This window comes from Bacteroidales bacterium, assembly GCA_023229505.1.
In the GTDB taxonomy this organism is placed as follows: domain Bacteria; phylum Bacteroidota; class Bacteroidia; order Bacteroidales; family JAGOPY01; genus JAGOPY01.
This window is the reverse complement of the sequence record JALNZD010000022.1, coordinates 26,448-44,392: the sequence shown is the minus strand read 5'-3', so window position 1 is coordinate 44,392 and position 17,945 is coordinate 26,448. Positions and strand designations below refer to the sequence as shown.

General features: G+C 41.2%; 17 protein-coding genes, 1 tRNA gene and 1 pseudogene. 10 read left to right on the top strand and 9 right to left on the bottom strand.

What is annotated here, in order from left to right; translation table 11 throughout:
- The first annotated feature begins 184 nt into the window (after positions 1-184).
- Complete coding sequence (locus M0Q51_09490) at positions 185-1,597, top strand: DUF5723 family protein (protein ID MCK9400206.1); 1,413 nt, start codon at positions 185-187, stop codon at positions 1,595-1,597.
- A gap of 139 nt (positions 1,598-1,736) precedes the next feature.
- Entirely contained in the window at positions 1,737-3,242 is a 1,506-nt protein-coding gene (locus tag M0Q51_09485) for a DUF5723 family protein (GenBank protein MCK9400205.1), read from the top strand.
- On the opposite strand, the gene M0Q51_09480 is transcribed toward M0Q51_09485, so the two are convergent.
- Positions 3,239-4,372, bottom strand: coding sequence for an ABC transporter permease (locus M0Q51_09480; protein ID MCK9400204.1), 1,134 nt, complete (start codon positions 4,370-4,372; stop codon positions 3,239-3,241). The genes M0Q51_09485 and M0Q51_09480 overlap by 4 nt on opposite strands.
- 109 nt (positions 4,373-4,481) lie before the next feature.
- Here M0Q51_09480 and M0Q51_09475 point away from each other — a divergent pair.
- The 5 genes from M0Q51_09475 to M0Q51_09455 all read left to right on the top strand — a co-directional run bounded on the left by M0Q51_09475 (position 4,482) and on the right by M0Q51_09455 (position 9,528).
- Positions 4,482-4,555, top strand: a tRNA-His gene (locus M0Q51_09475).
- Positions 4,556-4,641: 86 nt separating this feature from the next.
- Entirely contained in the window at positions 4,642-5,985 is a 1,344-nt protein-coding gene (gene ffh / locus M0Q51_09470) for a signal recognition particle protein (protein ID MCK9400203.1), read from the top strand.
- A 42-nt stretch (positions 5,986-6,027) separates the two neighbouring features.
- The gene (locus tag M0Q51_09465; protein MCK9400202.1) at positions 6,028-6,906 is read left to right on the top strand and encodes a bifunctional 5,10-methylene-tetrahydrofolate dehydrogenase/5,10-methylene-tetrahydrofolate cyclohydrolase; all 879 of its coding nucleotides are present in this window, start codon (positions 6,028-6,030) and stop codon (positions 6,904-6,906) included.
- Positions 6,899-7,531, top strand: coding sequence for a 7-carboxy-7-deazaguanine synthase QueE (locus M0Q51_09460; GenBank protein MCK9400201.1), 633 nt, complete (start codon positions 6,899-6,901; stop codon positions 7,529-7,531). Before M0Q51_09465 ends, M0Q51_09460 begins: the two co-directional genes overlap by 8 nt.
- Before the next feature lie 44 nt (positions 7,532-7,575).
- Positions 7,576-9,528, top strand: a complete 1,953-nt coding sequence (locus M0Q51_09455) for an OmpA family protein (protein ID MCK9400200.1) — start codon at positions 7,576-7,578, stop codon at positions 9,526-9,528.
- Between the two features lie 7 nt (positions 9,529-9,535).
- On the opposite strand, the gene M0Q51_09450 is transcribed toward M0Q51_09455, so the two are convergent.
- Positions 9,536-10,252: a rubredoxin gene (locus tag M0Q51_09450; protein MCK9400199.1), complete on the bottom strand. Its 717-nt coding sequence runs from the start codon at positions 10,250-10,252 to the stop codon at positions 9,536-9,538.
- Between the two features lie 88 nt (positions 10,253-10,340).
- A complete protein-coding gene (locus M0Q51_09445) occupies positions 10,341-10,892 on the bottom strand; it encodes a glutathione peroxidase (protein MCK9400198.1) in 552 nt (183 codons plus the stop codon).
- Between the two features lie 181 nt (positions 10,893-11,073).
- Between M0Q51_09445 and M0Q51_09440 the strand changes: the two genes are divergently transcribed.
- Positions 11,074-11,532: a CoA-binding protein gene (locus M0Q51_09440; GenBank protein ID MCK9400197.1), complete on the top strand. Its 459-nt coding sequence runs from the start codon at positions 11,074-11,076 to the stop codon at positions 11,530-11,532.
- 33 nt (positions 11,533-11,565) lie between these two features.
- Here M0Q51_09440 and M0Q51_09435 read toward each other — a convergent pair whose 3' ends face one another.
- The 5 genes and pseudogenes from M0Q51_09435 to trmD all read right to left on the bottom strand — a co-directional run bounded on the left by M0Q51_09435 (position 11,566) and on the right by trmD (position 14,774).
- Positions 11,566-12,630, bottom strand: a complete 1,065-nt coding sequence (locus tag M0Q51_09435; protein ID MCK9400196.1) for an arsenic efflux protein — start codon at positions 12,628-12,630, stop codon at positions 11,566-11,568.
- Between the two features lie 50 nt (positions 12,631-12,680).
- A complete protein-coding gene (locus M0Q51_09430) occupies positions 12,681-13,121 on the bottom strand; it encodes a 6-carboxytetrahydropterin synthase (protein MCK9400195.1) in 441 nt (146 codons plus the stop codon).
- Positions 13,122-13,298: 177 nt separating this feature from the next.
- Positions 13,299-13,517, bottom strand: a pseudogene (yidD, locus tag M0Q51_09425) (membrane protein insertion efficiency factor YidD).
- 106 nt (positions 13,518-13,623) lie between these two features.
- Positions 13,624-13,977 carry a 50S ribosomal protein L19 gene (gene rplS, locus M0Q51_09420; protein MCK9400194.1) on the bottom strand — a complete coding sequence of 118 codons (354 nt, stop codon included), beginning with the start codon at positions 13,975-13,977 and terminating at the stop codon, positions 13,624-13,626.
- Positions 13,978-14,090: 113 nt separating this feature from the next.
- On the bottom strand, positions 14,091-14,774 hold the full coding sequence (gene trmD, locus M0Q51_09415) for a tRNA (guanosine(37)-N1)-methyltransferase TrmD (protein ID MCK9400193.1): 684 nt from the start codon (positions 14,772-14,774) through the stop codon (positions 14,091-14,093).
- Between the two features lie 103 nt (positions 14,775-14,877).
- On the opposite strand from trmD, the gene M0Q51_09410 reads away from it, so the two are divergent.
- Both M0Q51_09410 and M0Q51_09405 read left to right on the top strand, forming a co-directional pair.
- Positions 14,878-16,578 (top strand): S8 family serine peptidase, encoded by a 1,701-nt coding sequence (locus tag M0Q51_09410; protein MCK9400192.1) that lies wholly within the window; start codon positions 14,878-14,880, stop codon positions 16,576-16,578.
- A gap of 526 nt (positions 16,579-17,104) precedes the next feature.
- Entirely contained in the window at positions 17,105-17,488 is a 384-nt protein-coding gene (locus M0Q51_09405; protein ID MCK9400191.1) for a helix-turn-helix transcriptional regulator, read from the top strand.
- 4 nt (positions 17,489-17,492) lie between these two features.
- On the opposite strand, the gene ndk is transcribed toward M0Q51_09405, so the two are convergent.
- Positions 17,493-17,912, bottom strand: a complete 420-nt coding sequence (gene ndk, locus M0Q51_09400) for a nucleoside-diphosphate kinase (protein ID MCK9400190.1) — start codon at positions 17,910-17,912, stop codon at positions 17,493-17,495.
- Positions 17,913-17,945: the final 33 nt, after the last annotated feature.

Below are 17,945 nucleotides of genomic sequence, written 5' to 3'. Positions count from 1 at the left end.
CTGCGTTTTTAGAAAATTAAGAAGGACTGTAGATTGAAAAGCATATTTTTGTCATTTTAAAATTTCTGGGATAACTAGTATTATCAGGATTAACTATAAGATGCAACATTCCAGGTGGATAATACTGCGAAGCACTTTATTTGCTATTTTCTTTTCTCTGGCTATTCTCATTCAATCTCAGGAGATGTGGGGTATCACTGCGAGTAACTACGCCGGTTCAACGGGAGTACTCCTCAATCCTAGTTCCATTATTACTTCCAAACTTTATATGGATATTAATGTTGCAACAGCAGGTGTTTTCCTTGAAAATAATTATGCCTATATCCATCAAAAGGATTATGCTCTTTTTAGCATCATCAGCAGTGAGCCCAAATTTCCAAAATATGGGCCCGACGAAATGCCATTTGACCGTTACACGGGAAAAAATAATAAGTTTATTTATTCCAGCGAACAGATCAAGGGACCTTCCTTTATGATTGCCATGGGACGTCATGCATTTGCTCTGCATACCGGGGCAAGAGCGCTGGGTTCGGCATACGGGATCCCTTACGATATTGCTAATTTTGGATATTATGGTCTTGATTATACACCTCAGCATAATAAAAACTTTACCAGCAGCAACTTTGGATCCACGGCCCTTGTCATGGGAGAAATCGGCCTGTCATATGCTTATGCATTCCGGAAGCTCAGCCTGGATGACTGGTCGGCCGGAATTACGGTGAAGCGGCTTTTTGCTATTGCCGGAGGGTATTTGCGGGCAAATGATCTGGATTATATGGTGCTCAATGACACGACAATAAACATTAAAAATCTGAATGCTGAAGTGGGTTATTCCATTCCATTAGACTATGATAATAATGATTTCCCCAATAATGGGCCATTGATCAAAGGTGGGGGATTTGGCGTAGACCTTGGTATTACTTACCAGCATAAGATTTTGAGCTATCAGAATAAAAGGATAAGCAAGCTTTGCACACAAAGGTATATCGACTATTCCTATAAAATCGGTGTATCTCTTCTTGATTTCGGATATGTTAACTTCAAGAAAAACGCCCAGCTCCAGTCTTTTGAGAATGTCAGCAAGTATTGGATCAATATAGACACACTGAATTACTATAACTTTAACGAATTGTCAAGGACATTGAGTCAGGTTTTTTACGGAGATCCAGATTCATCACTCGTAGATAGCAAAATCCGGGTCTATTTACCAGCAGCCTTCAGTATTCAGGGAGATTACAAGGTATACCGAAACTGGTATGCCGGAGCAGTCTTCATTTATCCGATCAGATTAGGCAAATCATTTATACGTCGCCCGGCCCAGGTCGCTCTCATTCCACGTTATGAAACCCCTCACCTTGAATTTTCTTTACCCTTATCGCTTTACGATTATCATCATTTCAGAGTTGGTGTATCTGTCAGGTATCATTTTCTGACTTTTGGCTCCGATGATCTGTTTGGATTGTTTGGTGTAAATAACTTTACCGGACTTGATTTTTATGTAGCTGTAAAAATCAATTTCAGGAAAGGTAATTGCGGAAGGTTTAGCCGCAGTGTGCCTTGCGAAAATGAAGAATATGGAATCCGGAAAAGACGATAAACATGCAGGTGTTGATATCTGATATCATTCTTTCGTTTTCCTGGTATCTCTGCAATTAATTTTGTTCCATAACTATATTACTAATGTTTCCTTCATGGATGAATAGAAATTTTAAATCCTGATTTGTCATTTTTAGGGAATGAAGAGAATCTTTTGGATAGGTTTGATGGTGTACTTCTCCCAGGGAACTTATTCACAATTATCTCTGGGTCTGGTAAATGGTAATTATGCCGGTTCAACAGGTACTATCATGAATCCTTCCTCAATGGCCAATACCAAGTTAAAATCGGATATCAACCTTTTTGCTATTAACGCTTTTGCCGAGAACAATTATCTGTATTTTCCATCAAAAAAATCGAGTTTAATAAAACTTTTTAATGGGGTTTATGATTTTCATTTTTTCCCGAAACCTTACGGCCGTGGGGAAAGAAACGTATATTCCTATTACGTGGATAAATCACTAAAGAACATTTTTGTCAATGCCAGGATCATAGGGCCTTCTGTCATGTTTTCTTACAACGACCATGTGTTTGCTGTCAGGACGGGCTTCCGGGTGATGTCTTCTATCCGCCGGGTGCCTCGTGATATGGCAAATTTTTCTTACTACGGTATGGATTTCAAACCACAGCAAAACCAGTACTATATCCAGGATAACTATGATATGGCATCCATGGCCTGGTGGGAAGTGATCTTCAGTTACGCAACTATTTTAAATCGCAGCTACAACAATCATTGGTCTGCAGGAATTTCTATAGGACCTGTATTTGGCCACAGTGGTGCATATTTGTCAGGAGGTGACACCAGGTATATCGCTTATAATGATAGCATATTAAACGTTGAGTTGCTGAACGGCGAATTAGGCATATCCTTACCATTGAATTATGAAAATAATGACGTGGATTTTTTTAATCCCCTGATCAGGGGTTCCGGCTGGGGAATGGACCTTGGCATTACCTGGCAATATAGGGAAATACCCTATCAGAAAAAGTTTCCTGATAATTTATATATAAAAAGGTTTGAAGATTATAAATTGAAGATCGGGGTTTCAATACTCGATATAGGGTGGGTGAACTTTACTAAAAATGCCGAAAAACATGTTTATGAAAATGTTCATAATAATTTGATAAGGATAAATGAACTGGAATATGATAACATCAGGGATGAACTTGATGTTACCAGTGAGCTATTTTACGGCGACCCGGGTGCATCCTTACGGGGAAACCGATTCAGAATATATTTGCCTGCAACCATCAGCGTCCAGATCGACTATCATTTGACTGACAGGTGGTTTCTAAACAGCACATTGATCATTCCAGCCGTATATATATCCCCTATGATTGAAAGGCCGTTTGTATTGACCTTTACTCCCAGGTTCGAGAGCAGGTTCCTGGAAATCAATATACCTGTGGTACTGTACGATTTTAAGTACCCCAGGATAGGACTTTCAGTAAGATTGGAAGGATTAACTGTCGGGACTGATCATTTAGGAAGTTTTTTCAGCATCAGTACCTTTACAGGTTCAGATATTTATGTTTCCTACAAAATAAATCTGAGGAATTACGGGAAGAACCCATTCTCTTCAAAAGGTGCCTGCTATAACGATTGGAGGCCGGAGCTTAAAAGGAGACACCGGGAAAACTTTTAAGGTTGAACAGTTTCATGTTTTTTGACGTCAAGGGCGTCTCTCAGTCCATTTCCGGTCACCATAAATGAAAGTACCGTCAACATTATGGCCAAACCTGGTAAAATAGCAAGATGGGCAGCATTGAGAATGAGATAAGCATAATTCTCCCGGATCATGCTGCCCCAGGAGGGCATAGGAGGCTGAACGCCAATGCCAAGGAAGCTCAATCCAGCTTCAATGAGTATCGCAGATGCAAAATTTGCAGCGGAAATTACAATGATCGGCCCCATAATGTTGGGAAGTATATGCCTGAAAATAATGCGGAAATTTGAAAACCCCAATGCTTTCGCCGCTTCTACAAATTCTTTTTCCCTGATGGCAAGTATCTGACCACGGGTCACCCGTGCAACTTCAACCCACATGGTAAATCCTACTGCTATAAAAACCTGCCAGAATCCTTTTCCAAGAGCAAAGGTGATGGCAATCACCAGTAAAAGGGTTGGAATTGACCAGACAACATTTATTAGCCAAACCACAAATTGGTCGATCCATCCTCTGAAGAATCCACCGAGTGAGCCAACGGTAATTCCTATCAGTAAAGATATTACTACTGATATCAATCCCACAGCAAGACTCACCCTTGATCCAATCATCAGGCGACTTAGAATATCCCTTCCAAACTGATCAGTTCCCAGTAAAAACCTTTTTAGAATTAATTGGCCCTTCAATTGGTTTTGATCTAACAGGAATGTTCGTTCAGGTCCCGGGACTCCATCCTCACCTGAGTACTCTTGTATTGTTAATAGCCCATTTTTATAATTATAGCTTTGAATAGGCAAAAATTGAAACTTACTTCGCTCTCCGAAGAGCATCCGGTGGAATATCCCCTTATGAGGTACATCTTCCTCTTTTAATATTTTCAACATCATGATGTTGAAACCAGGTTTTTTTGTTGATAGTTCAAGGGTTTGCCGGTTAGCCATTGGTGTACTGTCAGGAGTGATCAGGTAGCCCAGGCAGGCAACAATGGCTGAGAGGATAATATATATCAGGGCAAACAGTGAAAGCTTATTCCTGAGAAATTTTCTCCAGGCTTCCCGGGATAAGGAACCGGAAGTATATTCATTTTTTTTCCGGAGAAAGATATTCATACCTCAATAGATATTAATCAAATAAATGTAGCTGATAGCTGAAACAAATATAAGACTGTCTTTCTGACTTTTTTATTTTTTTAATATCTTTGCATCCGCTTTTTAAACGGTGCGCGTAGCTCAGTTGGTTAGAGCGTCGGATTGTGGTTCCGAAGGTCGAGGGTTCGAGACCCTTCGTGCACCCATAAAACCTCACGGGCAGACTGCTTGTGGGGTTTTTTATTTTTGTACTTTTGCAAACCTGTAAATATTAAAAGGAAAACTAATTTATGTTTGAAGGACTATCTGATAAACTGGAACGATCGTTCAGGATACTGAAAGGACAAGGGCACATCACTGAAATTAATGTCGCGGAAACTTTGAAAGAAGTTCGTAAAGCCCTCTTGGATGCTGACGTCAGCTATAAAATAGCCAAAGACTTTGCAGACCAGGTCAAACAAGAAGCTTTAGGCCAGAAAATCCTGACCTCTGTCTCTCCGGGGCAAGTAATGGTTAAGATCGTGCATGATAAGATGGCTGAATTAATGGGCAGCAGCCAGGTCGAACTTAACATCCAGGGGAAACCTGCTGTAATTCTGATGGCAGGGCTCCAGGGTTCCGGGAAAACCACTTTTTCAGCAAAACTGGCTCATTACCTCAAATCAAAAAAAGGGAGGCAGGTCTTATTAGTTGCATGCGACGTTTATCGTCCTGCTGCTATTGAACAGCTTAAAGTGCTTGGTGGCCAGATTGACGTAGAGGTTTACACGGAAGACGATAACAAGGACCCGGTGCAGATTGCCAGGCGGGCACAGCAATATGCAAAGGATAAGAATTATAATGTATTGATCATAGATACGGCCGGGCGATTGGCGATCGATGAAGATATGATGCGTGAGATCTCAGCTATTAAAAATGCGGTTCAGCCTCATGAAACCCTTTTTGTGGTTGATTCTATGACCGGCCAGGACGCAGTTAATACAGCCAAGACTTTCAATGATCGTCTTGATTATGATGGTGTGATCCTTACTAAACTTGATGGCGATACCCGGGGTGGTGCTGCATTGACCATTCGCGCGGTTGTGAATAAACCCATCAAGTTCGTTGGTATCGGTGAAAAAATTGATGCCATTGATATTTTTTATCCGGCTCGTATGGCCGACAGGATTCTCGGCATGGGCGATATCGTATCATTGGTTGAGCGGGCCCAGGAGCAATTCAATGAAGAAGAAGCACGCCAGTTGCAGAAAAAAATTGCCCGGGATGAATTTAATTTCAACGACTTCATTACCCAGATCAAGCAGATCAAAAAAATGGGTAATGTGAAAGACCTGATGAGCATGATACCTGGAATGGGCAAGGCCCTTCGTAATATTGATATTGATGATAATGCTTTCAAAGGTATTGAAGCCATCATCCAGTCGATGACACCCCGGGAAAGAGAAAATCCCAAACTTTTAAATGGTTCAAGAAGGAAAAGGATCGCAAGTGGCAGTGGTAATGATATTCAGGAAGTCAACAGGCTGATCAAACAGTTCTACGAAACCAGCAAAATGATGAAAATGATGTCAGGAGAAAAAGGGAAAAACATGATGAGGGCTATGCAAAATATGAAGGGTGCCCCCAAAAGGTAATGTGTGAAAATTTCAGATTGATAATTAGTTAATTGATTGTTGATGAAATTAATAGATGGAAAACTGGTCGCAGAAAAAATTAAGCTTGAGCTGAAACAGGAAGCTTCCCGCCTGATCAAATCGGGTGTAGATCCCCACCTGGCAGCTATTTTGGTGGGTGAAGATCCTGCCAGTCAGACTTATGTCAGGAATAAAGAAAAAGCCTGCCATGAAGTGGGGATTGTCTCTTCAATATACAGGCAATCCGCCTCAATCAGTGAAAAAGAGCTCCTGGCAATGATTGATTTCATCAATAATGACCCGGAAGTTCATGGCCTTATCGTTCAACTCCCTTTGCCTTCCCATATCAACGCCGGTAAAATCATTCAAAAGGTCTGGCCTGAAAAGGATGTCGATGGTTTTCACCCTATCAATATTGGCAGAATGGTTCAGGGTTTACCCGCATATCTTCCTGCAACACCTTTTGGAATTATGAAACTCCTCGAATATTATAAGGTTCAAACAGAAGGTAAGAATTGCGTAATTCTTGGAAGAAGTAATATTGTAGGCACCCCCTTAGCCATCCTGATGTCAAGAAAATCTTATCCCGGAAATGCAACAGTTACGATTTGCCATAGCAAGACACAAAACCTGAATAAAATTACTGTTGAAGCCGATATCCTTATTTCTGCCATAGGCCAGCCGGCTTTTGTAACAGCCGATATGGTCAAGGAAGGTGCAGTGGTTATTGATGTTGGCATCCACAGGATCCCATCTGATGCCACAGAATCTGGTTACCGGCTGATTGGCGATGTGAAATTTGATGAGGTCTCGAAAAAAGCCTCTATGATCACACCCGTGCCGGGAGGGGTGGGTGTAATGACAATCGTCTCGCTGCTTTTAAATACCATCAAGGCAGCTAAAAAAGAAATATATGCCTGAAGAACAAAAAATCCTCTTTGACCAGGGAAGGCTGCTTCCGCTGATGGAAGATTTTTATACTATCCAGGGAGAAGGATTCAATACAGGTAAAGCCGCTTATTTTATCCGATTGGGCGGCTGCGACATGGGCTGCTGGTGGTGCGATGTGAAGGAGTCATGGGATGCAAACCTTCACCCTTTAACACTCACCGATAACATCGTACAAAAAGTATTACAGCATCCTGCCAGGGCAGTCGTAGTGACTGGAGGCGAACCGGTTCTTTATAACCTGGACTATCTTTGCAGCGAATTAAAGCAAAGAAAAGTTAAAACTTTCCTGGAAACTGCCGGGGTAAGAAAACTTACCGGTACATGGGACTGGATTTGCCTGTCACCAAAAAAAGGATCTTTACCTTTACTGGAATATTTTCATCAGGCACATGAGATAAAAGTGATCATCAGCCAGGAAAGCGATTTTCGCTGGGCAGAATTGAATGCGGAAAAAGCACAATCCGGCTGTCATCTTTTTTTACAACCCGAATGGAGTAAACATAATCAAATCCTCCCTTTGATCGTTGATTATGTTAAAGCACATCCGGATTGGAATATTTCACTGCAAACGCATAAGTTTATTCATATTCCCTGAAAGGGTGGAATAGCATTTCGTTAGCCTTATTAATAGGATTTTTAGTGAAAAAACGATCACTACATAAGATCAATTTCTTTTCCCTGGTTGTTTCGGTAATGATATTTTTCATCATCATTCCTTTTCAAGACGTCATAGGTCAGGAAGGTGAATCAAAAAAGGCGTGGAAATCTTTTGAAAAAGCAAGGACCGATTTTCAGTCAGGCAATTGGGAAGATTGTGAAAATGAGTTGTATAAAGCCATTAAAGCAGATTCAACCCTGGCAGAAGCTTATATTTTGCTTGGCGATGTCCTTTTAGAAACAGGCAGGCTTGCTGAGGCTGTCAATCAATACCGTAAAGCTCTTAATTTCAACCCAGATGGGGAAGAAGTGGTTTATAACCTCCTTGCCAATACACTTTTTACACTTGAGAGATATGATGAAGCGTACAATAATTATGAAAAACTCCTTGGTTACACTGACCTTAGACCAGAATTAAGAAGCACCATTGAGAAAAAACTCAGTATTTCCCAGCTTAGAAAAAATCTGGTCAGTAATCCGGTTTCCTTTAATCCGGTAAATTTGGGTACAGGCATCAATACAGCAGCAGACGAATATATAAATGCCTTATCAGCGGATGGTTCAGGGCTGTTTTTTACCAGGCGGATTAAGAATGCAAGCTATCTTAAAGAGTTTAATGAAGATTTTTATTATGCAGTCTTTAGCGGAGATACGGCTGAGAATGCTATCCAATTGAATTTTCCGCCCGGAAAAGAAAATGATGCAGGCGCATTGTGCATATCCCCTGATGGCAGGTTACTTTTCTTCACCGCATGCTTCCGGCCTGACAGCTATGGTAGTTGTGATTTATATTATTCTGAGAAAAAAGGCGATACCTGGTCAAAAGCAAAGAACATGGGAGTTCATATTAACTCCGACCTTTGGGATGCGCAGCCTTCCATATCACCCGATGGTAAAACATTATACTTTGCCAGTAACCGTAAGGGCAGCCTGGGAAGCTCCGATATATGGAAAACGGAGATGACGCCTGATGGGGGATGGATCAAACCGGTAAACCTCGGAATCCCGATAAATACTGCCGATGCCGAAATGGCCCCGTTTATCCATTATGACAATACAACACTGTATTTTTCTTCCTTTGGCCACCCTGGACTGGGAGGGGCCGATTTGTACAGGTCAGTATTTAAAAACGGAGCATGGACACAGCCTGAAAACCTGGGATTTCCAATCAATAGCTCAGCCGATGAACTTATTATAGTCGTAAACCCGGAAGGGAACCTGGGTTTTATCTCCAGTAACAGCCTGGAAGGGGAGGGAGGATATGATATTTTTATGTTTGATTTATATGAGGAGATCAGGCCCACGCCGGTAAGTTATTTGAAAGGTAAAGTGTATGATCAGGTCAGCGGGCAGCCGCTTGAAGCCAGGTTTGAGCTGATAGACATTGTACAGGGCTCTACCATTGTTGAAGCCAGGTCTGACAAACAAAACGGCGAATTCCTGGTTTGCCTTCCCGGTGAAAGGAATTACGCACTGAATGTTTCGTGCGATGGGTATCTTTTTTATTCTGAACATTTCCCATTGTCAGAAATTAAATCAAGATGGGATCCGGTGGTGAAAGATATTCCGTTGGAACCAATTGCGGTGGGCAATACGATGATCCTGAGGAATATTTTCTATGAAACAGACCAGTATCAGTTAAAAGCCATTTCCTATGCCGAACTTGATAAACTTGTCAGTTTTCTGATCAATAATTCAAGTGTCATGATTGAGATTGGGGGGCACACGGATGATGAAGGGACGAAAGAATACAATATTGAGTTGAGCATGAAAAGAGCCAGGGCTGTTTATGGATATTTGCTGGATCATGGAATAGCTGCCGGCAGATTGTCCTACAAAGGTTATGGAGAAGGCAGCCCGGTAAGCTCCAATAGATCAGAAGAAGGCAGGGCCCTAAACCGAAGGACGGAGATTAGAATAATGGCAACAGATTAAAGCAGGATCAATCAATCATGAAAAAGTCTTTTTTAGAAACTCCGCAAATGGGACAGGTCCAATCATCCGGGATATCTTCAAAAGCCGTACCTGGAACAATTCCGGAATGAGAATCCCCTTCTTCCGGGTCATAAATATATCCGCAAATTGAACATTGGTACTTTTTAGGCTTTCCTTTTGGAATATCTGGCTCCTGATGAATTTTCTTTTCTAAGATGTCGCCGGTGTAAGTTGGGGAGTTCTTAGGCGACAGTCCTTTTATCACCTCTCTGTAATAGGTGTATGTCAATGGTTTGGACTCATTGTCAAGGATTTCAGCATCTACTACCCGTCCAATGAAGAGAATATGCGTGCCGGTATCAATTTTTTCAATGACTTCACATTCAAGGTAAGCTATAGACTTGTCAAGAACGATAGGAACGCCTGTTTTGCCTATTTTGTAAGATGTTGCCGTGAATTTATCTGCATTTTTTCCGGATTTAAAACCCCATGGTCCTATAAAATCGAGATCGACATCCTGTTGAAGAATAGAAACGGAAAATAGATTGCTCTTTTCAATATAACTCGTTGTCAGATTATTTTTATGTGAAGCAACCACAAATTTCGGTGGATCTGCAGTTACCTGGAAAACTGTGTTAGAAATATGGCCGTTGTAATTATTTCCGTCTTTTGAGCAAACAAGGTAAAGGCCGTACGTAACTTTAAAAAAGGCTTCTATATTCATGGGAGACTTATTATGATAAGTGGCTTGCAAGATAACAAAAAAGGTTTCCAACCCGAGGGTTGGAAACCTTTTTTAATAAACATTTCAGTCATTTTTCCTTGATCCAGTTCACAATCTTTTCTGATAGGGGATTATCTCCTGAAGGTGCCATACCAATCAGGTTACCGTTTTCATCGATCATGAATTTCTGAAAATTCCATTTCACCGGCGCATCCATAACTCCATTCTCTGCCTTTGAAGTCAACCAACTGTATACCGGAGCGATATCGCTTCCCTTAACCGAGATCTTCGACATCAACGGGAAAGTAACAGAATATTTTGAGCTGCAGAATTGCTTAATCTCTTCATTTGTGCCAGGCTCCTGACTCATGAAATTATTTGCCGGAAAACCAATTACAGTAAAATTATCCCTGCCATAGGTTTCAAAAAGTTTTTGCAGATCCTCGTATTGCGGGGTATATCCGCATTTTGAGGCTGTGTTGACAACGAGAACCTTCTTTCCTTTAAGTTGTGATAGTGGAAACTCCTTGCCATCGATTGTCGTTACGGTAAAATCGTAAAAAGTCTTTTTACCTGTACTTTGAGAATTTACCAGAGAGGAAGTGAGAATTATAGCAGAAATAATTATAAGTGTCTTCATTTTATTAGTGTTAAATTTCTATTGAAACAATGAGATAGTTGATTTGTTCAAAACCTGAGTGAAGTTACTATCTTTGAAGTGGTAATAATATCATTAAAATTATTCAGGGTCAGAAAAGCATTATCCTTGAATAAGTTCAACAATTTCAACCATTATTAAACACAACCAAATCAAAAAAGCCATGGCGAAAAACAGGTTAAAAATCATTGATGAATTTCTTCAACCGAAGAAATTTGCTTTTATCGGGCTTTCCCGTGATCCCAAAAAATTTAGCCGGAATGTCTTTAAAGAACTTCTTGCCAAAGGCTATGATATATATCCGGTAAACCCGAATATGGATGATGTGGAAGGTATTAAGTGCTATAACGATGTTTCAGGTTTGCCTGAAAGTGTCAGATATGGCTTGTTCATGACCCCTAAAGCAAATACGGCCGGGGCCGTCGAGAATGCCATTCATCACGGTTTCACCCACTTTTGGCTCCAGCAGGGAGCGGAAACAAAAGAAGCAGTTGAGATCGCTAAACAGAATGGGGTGAAACTGGTTTATGGTGCCTGTATCATGATGCATGCCAACCCTGACGGGGTGCATAAGTTTCATCGTTTCCTGTCGAAATTGTTCGGAGCATTTCCTAAAAAATAAAATAGTGATTAAGACCGTGATCATCTTTAACTGCTAAAAACCTAAAATAATACCTGAAGCGCCGGCTATGATTCCTAAAACTAATTTTATTGCTTTCACAGCAATGAAGCTTCTGGGCGATTCCGCCAGCAATGGAATGGCGCCGTGACCATCCTGAACAATGGAATTGGCTAAAAGCACGCTAAAAGGGATGGCCCCACCGGCAAAAAGTGTGACAAATATAATATGCGGTCCCGACTGCGGGATGAGACCAATCAGCAAAGCCAGCACAAGTATAATTGCAGTATTTGAACTGATCCATTGATCCAGGTTAAAATATCCCAGGAAGACATCAATGACGAGAAAGGCGATCAGGGTCCAGATAAAAATCCTGGGTATATGCCTTTTTATGGTGTGTTTCCAAAGGTGCTCAGTCAGGAAATGGTCTGGAACAGTGGTAACAATGAAAAATCCAATGAGTGTCACAATAATATAGGTGGTTTTCTCCCAACCGTTTGGATGATGAAATTCGGCTGTCGTAAATAAATGGAGCAGGAACAATAAACTCCCGGTAATCAGCAAGGTGCGGGTAAAAGAAATTTTCCTGAGTTGTGGAATGATCAGCCCAGGCTCAAAGCAGGTGCAATCAGGTTCTTCCTTGTGCAAAGGGATTTCTATCTCTTCACTTTTTAAGGGACTTTTGTTTTTGAAAATTATATAAATAACAGAACCTACCGCGACTGACAAAAGGAGAAGATACAGGTTCAATTGCAATGCTTTGGAGGGGAAAAGGGAGAACATAACAAAAGCCTCATCGCCAGTCGTCGCAATCATGGTTGTTAATAAAGCGGCGAAATTAAATGTGCGGTGAATGTATAAAGAAACAGATGTAAAACCTCCCAGGCATCCGGGTATCAGACCAAAAAAAGCAGCAACAACAATCTGGAGATAACCTGACCGTCCTAAGGGCCTGGTCCACCGCCCCCGGCTCTGGACAGTGATATATTCGATTAACAGCATCACAACCAATACAAAAAAGGTCACCATCAGCGTATGCTGAAGCACCGATAGCAGATTTTCGAAACTTATTGGATTGGAATCTTCGTGCTGGTGTCCCATGAATTACGGGGGTAATAATATTTTTAAAACAGTAAGCGGATATCGCTAAATCAAATTTTACCGTGGCCGGAATATTCCACGTAATTACGTTCCGTTTCAAACAATTGGATAGATAAATCAAATTTAGTATCTATCTGGTCCCTTAAAAGATGCCAGATCTTTATGACAATATTCTCAGCGGAAGGATTAAGGTCCTTGAAATCAGGCATATCAAGGTATAAATTCTTATGGTCATATCTTTCAATGACATACTGCCTGATAATATCGTTAAGGATTTTAAGGTCGATAACATACCCGGTTTCATGGTCAACCGGACCGGTAACCTTCACTATCAGGTCGTAATTATGACCATGATAATTCTCATTGTTACACTTCCCGAAAACCTTTTCGTTTTTGTTATCTGTCCAGTTGGGATTATGGAGGCGGTGCGTAGCATTGAAATGAGCTTTCCTGCATACAGTTACGATTTCCTGTTGTTTGTTCGGAGCCATAGGAATGATCATTAAATTTCTTCACAATATAGTAAAAGGAATTCAAAGGACTTATAGTATTGCAAAAATAAGAAATAAAACTGATCCTTAATGCGGCTTTAACCGGTCACAAGATGGATAGTTCTCCCGATTCCCAGGTAACAATCTTCTGAGTTGAATTTTTTTAATGATGAAGCGGGGAACTGGATCGTATCCGCTGGTTCCCCAGGGTCGGCATCGTGCAACCCGGTCAGCTGCCAATAAGCCGCCCCTGTATAGGCCATGCATTTTCAATGCATCGATGGAATAAGAAGAACAACTCGGAAAGTGTCTGCATCCCTTGGGCAGCATGGGAGAGATCACGTATTTATAAACATAGATCAATCCGATAAACGGGGCTACAAGAACTCTTCTCATCTCTCAAAAATAAAAAAAAATACCCTTAAAACACCAAATGTTAAAAGGGCAATAACATTATAATAGAAAGGCTGCCATTTTCTGACAGCCTCTCCCGGATCTCATCCTAATATCTGGCTTCTTTTATACGGGCTTTCTTACCTTTAAGATCCCGCAGGTAGAAGATCCTTGCCCTGCGGACACGGCCTTTCTTGTTTACCTGGATTTCATCAATAAATGGGGAAGAGATCGGGAAAATTCTTTCTACGCCTATGTTGGCCGAAATTTTACGTACTGTGAATGTTTCAGTAGCGCCGGTACCGACACGTTGCAAAACAACGCCCTGGTAATTCTGCAACCTTTCTTTATTTCCTTCACGAATCTTATAAGTAACCGTTATGGTATCACCAGCCTTAAAATTCGGAAATTTCTTAACAGTGCTAAGGTTTTCCACAAACTGCATTAATTCATTCTTGCTCATCTCAATCAAGTATTTTAACCGGTTCTTGTAAAAAAGAGTGCAAATATACAACTAAATACAACTTGGCAAATCTTTCAGATGAAAAATTATTGACCGGATCCAGGTATTACTAATCAATCTTTATCTTCCAATAATCCTGGTCTGCGTTTTTTAGTCCTGTAAATGGACTGTTTCAGGCGCCATTCGCGAATCTTCGCCTCATGGCCTGAGAGCAAAATTTCCGGGACTTTCCATCCTTTGAAATCAGCCGGACGGGTGTAAACAGGCGGAGACAAAAGGCCATCCTGAAAAGAATCGGACAGTGCAGAGGTTTCATCACCGAGCACACCGGGGATGAGCCTTATAACACAGTCGACCAGGACGGCGGCCGCCAATTCCCCTCCGGATAGAACATAATCACCGATTGAAAGCTCACGTGTAATGTAGTGTTCCCTTAATCGCTCATCGACCCCTTTATAATGACCGCACAGAAGTATCAGGTTTCCTTTGAGCGATAGTTCATTGGCAATGCCCTGGTTCAGCAACTTGCCATCCGGTGTTAAAAAAATGACTTCGTCATAGATTCTGGCATTTCTTAGCTGGCTGATACACTCCGCAATGGGTTCCACCATCATGACCATTCCAGCCCCTCCGCCAAAAGGGTAATCGTCTACACTGCGGTATTTGTTCAAGGAATAATCACGCAGATCATGCAGGTGAATTTCTACCGCACCCTTATCCATGGCCCGTCTGATTATGGAAAAATCAAACAGGCCGGAAAACATTCCGGGAAAAATCGTAATGATATCAATGCGCATAATAATCAAAGATATGCAATTTAAACAAATCCTGGTTCGGATTGTTTAAGGGTAACCTAGGCCTTCATTCTAATTTTATTACTTTTGCAACAAAATCAATCACATGAAAACCAAAGCCCTTGCAATTTTGCTGATGTTCGTCTCTTTTATAGCCGGTGCGCAGATTTCACCCGACAAGTATTTTGTCAGGTTTACCGATAAAAACAATTCACCTTATTCTATAGATAATCCTTTGGAATTTCTTTCCCAGCGAGCTCTCGACAGAAGGTTGAACCAGGATATACCGGTCGATGTAACTGATCTGCCGGTAAATCCAATTTATTTACAAGGCTTAGCAGCGGCAGGGGCAACAATCCTGAATCCCAGCAAATGGCTGAACGGGGTTACGATTTTTACGGATAATCCGACAGTTATCGATACCATTAATGCTTTACCTTATGTAGCAGGTGTTACTAAATCACCAAAACCCGCGCCATCAATGCCTGTCTGGACCAAAGACTTTGAAAAGCCTTTCTTTAAGCATGAAATTTATCAGGAAGCTATTGTATCCAATCTCAAGCAAGGCTTCGAAATGGGCATATTCGATTATGGGATGGGATTGAACCAGATCCAGATGTTAAACGGAGACGTTTTACATGAGATGGGTTACCGTGGACAAGGAAAAGTAATTGCCGTAATTGATGCCGGATTTTATAATGCCAATGTCCTTGATGTATTCGACAGTCTTTGGCAAAATAGCCAGATCCTCGGCACACGGGACTTTGTGTATGGGGGAGAAATGTCATTTGACGGTCATCCGCACGGTTCGATGGTACTGTCCCTTATGGGGGGCAATTATCCCGGGCAATTGATCGGTACAGCGCCCAAGGCGTCTTATTGGCTCTTACATTCGGAGGACGGGAACTCGGAATATATAATCGAAGAATATAATTGGGTGTCAGCTGCTGAATTTGCTGACAGTGTCGGTGCTGATGTTATCAATTCCTCATTGGGATACACTGAATTTGACGACCCTGCCCAGAACCATACTTATGCTGATATGGATGGCGATACAGCTCCTTCAACTATCGGTGGTGACATGGCGGCAAAAAAAGGTATCCTGGTTGTAAACAGCCTTGGTAATTCAGGCACCGATGCCTGGTACTATCTGGGTGCGCCCTCAGATGGCGACAGTGTAATGGGTATCGGAGCAGTAGATGGAAGTGGTAATTATGCCGCGTTTAGTTCGCATGGACCTTCGTATGACGGGAGGGTGAAGCCTGACGTCGTTGCGCAAGGATCAGACGCTTATGTAGCGGATCCATATGGGGGAGGTTTTGGTTACGGTAGCGGCACATCTTTCTCTTCTCCAATTCTTGCAGGCATGGCAGCATGCCTGTGGCAGGCAAATCCCACATTAAGCAATATGCAGATCGCCGACGCTATTCGTCAAAGCGCCAGCCAGTACCTTACACCTGATGACATGCTTGGTTTTGGAATTCCTGATTTCGTTTTGGCTAATAATATCCTCACTATAATAGATGGGCCGGATGGAGAAACGGCATATTTGAAAATTTATCCGAACCCATTCCGGGATGTGTTCACCGTTGATGCAGGGAACCATGGGGGTGTGGGAGCAAGGATGAATGAAGGTATTATTGAAATTAGTGATATAACCGGGCGGTTTATTGGATTACAGAAAGTAAGCTTAATTAATTCAGCGACAGTAACAATTGACCTACTTCAAAATGCCCCGAAAGGGTTGTATTTTGTGAAGGTTAACCTAAATGGATTTCAATCCGTTCAGAAAGTAATAAAAAGGTAATTATTCTGAATTCTATATTCTGTATTCGGATCCCCATCTTCTAATTACCCGCTGGTACCCCTTTTCTAGCCAGGTCATCAACAATTATTTTAGAATACTCATAGGCGAACCTTTCAAGGCTCGAGAGATCTACGGTGGGATTAATGACAACCTTAAAAAGGGTGGGGGAAGGAGTAACTTTTCATAATGTCCTGCCCGAAAATTTACTAATTAAGTGATACTTTAATCATGAGATATTATTAATCTGAATTACAATTGGATAATCACAAAACCATTGATCTTTTTTGATTATTTTAAGTTTATTAAAAAATGTACATTATAATTGACAAATGTGAATTATTTGGTATTAATGTCATCAAATAATACAAAATATCAAGATCTATTATTGTATATTAACATGATATGAATCCAACTAAAATAATTCAACTGTTTACAAATGTAATTTACATATTTGAACTTATTATTTTACTTTTGTAAACCAGTATTTCCATTTTAAGGAAAACACCATCGCCAGAAATACTTAACCATGATAAAACGATTCAAATCGTTATTGGAACAATTGCATCTCTCACCCTCTGAATTTGCAGACCGGATCGGTGTGCAACGTTCCAGCGTATCCCATGTCCTTTCCGGACGTAATAAACCCAGTCTTGATTTTCTGGAAAAGATTTTAAACTTGTTCCCGGATATTGATGCAGTATGGCTGATAACAGGCAGGAATAGTCCTCAAAAAGATTTAACCCAGGGTGATTCCAATGCAGTAAATGATCTGATTCAATTGCAGAATGCCCCAATTGTTAATGCGGAAAATAAAAAACCACTGGCTCATGCTGATGAGGAACCGGTGGACCATATCATAATCGTTTATAAAAATAATACTTTCCGGATTCTTAAATCTTCGGAAAAATGAATTGCTAGAAACGTTCCAGCTCACTGAAAAAGAACGCAGCTTCTTTAATTGCATTTTCGTCGCTGTCGGACCCATGTACGGCATTCTCCTGAATGTTTGTCCCGTAAAGTGCGCGAATGGTTCCCGGAGCGGCATCCTTCGGATTAGTCGACCCGATAAATTTACGGTAAGTTTCTACTGCATTCTCCTTTTTTAAAACAGCAGCTACAATAGGCCCCGATGACATAAATTCCACCAGGTCATTATAAAATGGACGCTCCCGGTGTACTTCATAAAACTTCTCAGCCTGAGCTCGGGTGAGTTTCAAATATTTCATTGCAATAAGTGTGAATCCACCCGATGAAATCTTAGCTAAAATGTTACCGATGTTACCGTTTCTGACGGCCTCGGGCTTGATCATGGTTAATGTGATGTTTCCGTTCATAGTTAATTTTTCTTTGTTTTAAGCGTGCAAAAA

Bases quoted from the DNA above. Each gene is read 5' to 3' on its own strand.
- M0Q51_09460 (MCK9400201.1), top strand. From the start codon at position 6,899: ATGCCTGAAGAACAAAAAATCCTCTTTGACCAGGGAAGGCTGCTTCCG.
- trmD (MCK9400193.1), bottom strand. From the start codon at position 14,774: ATGCGCATTGATATCATTACGATTTTTCCCGGAATGTTTTCCGGCCTG.
- ndk (MCK9400190.1), bottom strand. From the start codon at position 17,912: ATGAACGGAAACATCACATTAACCATGATCAAGCCCGAGGCCGTCAGA.
- rplS (MCK9400194.1), bottom strand. From the start codon at position 13,977: ATGAGCAAGAATGAATTAATGCAGTTTGTGGAAAACCTTAGCACTGTT.
- M0Q51_09480 (MCK9400204.1), bottom strand. From the start codon at position 4,372: ATGAATATCTTTCTCCGGAAAAAAAATGAATATACTTCCGGTTCCTTA.
- M0Q51_09450 (MCK9400199.1), bottom strand. From the start codon at position 10,252: ATGAATATAGAAGCCTTTTTTAAAGTTACGTACGGCCTTTACCTTGTT.
- M0Q51_09430 (MCK9400195.1), bottom strand. From the start codon at position 13,121: ATGGCTCCGAACAAACAACAGGAAATCGTAACTGTATGCAGGAAAGCT.
- M0Q51_09485 (MCK9400205.1), top strand. From the start codon at position 1,737: ATGAAGAGAATCTTTTGGATAGGTTTGATGGTGTACTTCTCCCAGGGA.
- M0Q51_09465 (MCK9400202.1), top strand. From the start codon at position 6,028: ATGAAATTAATAGATGGAAAACTGGTCGCAGAAAAAATTAAGCTTGAG.
- M0Q51_09410 (MCK9400192.1), top strand. From the start codon at position 14,878: ATGAAAACCAAAGCCCTTGCAATTTTGCTGATGTTCGTCTCTTTTATA.
- M0Q51_09440 (MCK9400197.1), top strand. From the start codon at position 11,074: ATGGCGAAAAACAGGTTAAAAATCATTGATGAATTTCTTCAACCGAAG.
- ffh (MCK9400203.1), top strand. From the start codon at position 4,642: ATGTTTGAAGGACTATCTGATAAACTGGAACGATCGTTCAGGATACTG.
- M0Q51_09435 (MCK9400196.1), bottom strand. From the start codon at position 12,630: ATGGGACACCAGCACGAAGATTCCAATCCAATAAGTTTCGAAAATCTG.
- M0Q51_09445 (MCK9400198.1), bottom strand. From the start codon at position 10,892: ATGAAGACACTTATAATTATTTCTGCTATAATTCTCACTTCCTCTCTG.
- M0Q51_09490 (MCK9400206.1), top strand. From the start codon at position 185: ATGTGGGGTATCACTGCGAGTAACTACGCCGGTTCAACGGGAGTACTC.
- M0Q51_09405 (MCK9400191.1), top strand. From the start codon at position 17,105: ATGATAAAACGATTCAAATCGTTATTGGAACAATTGCATCTCTCACCC.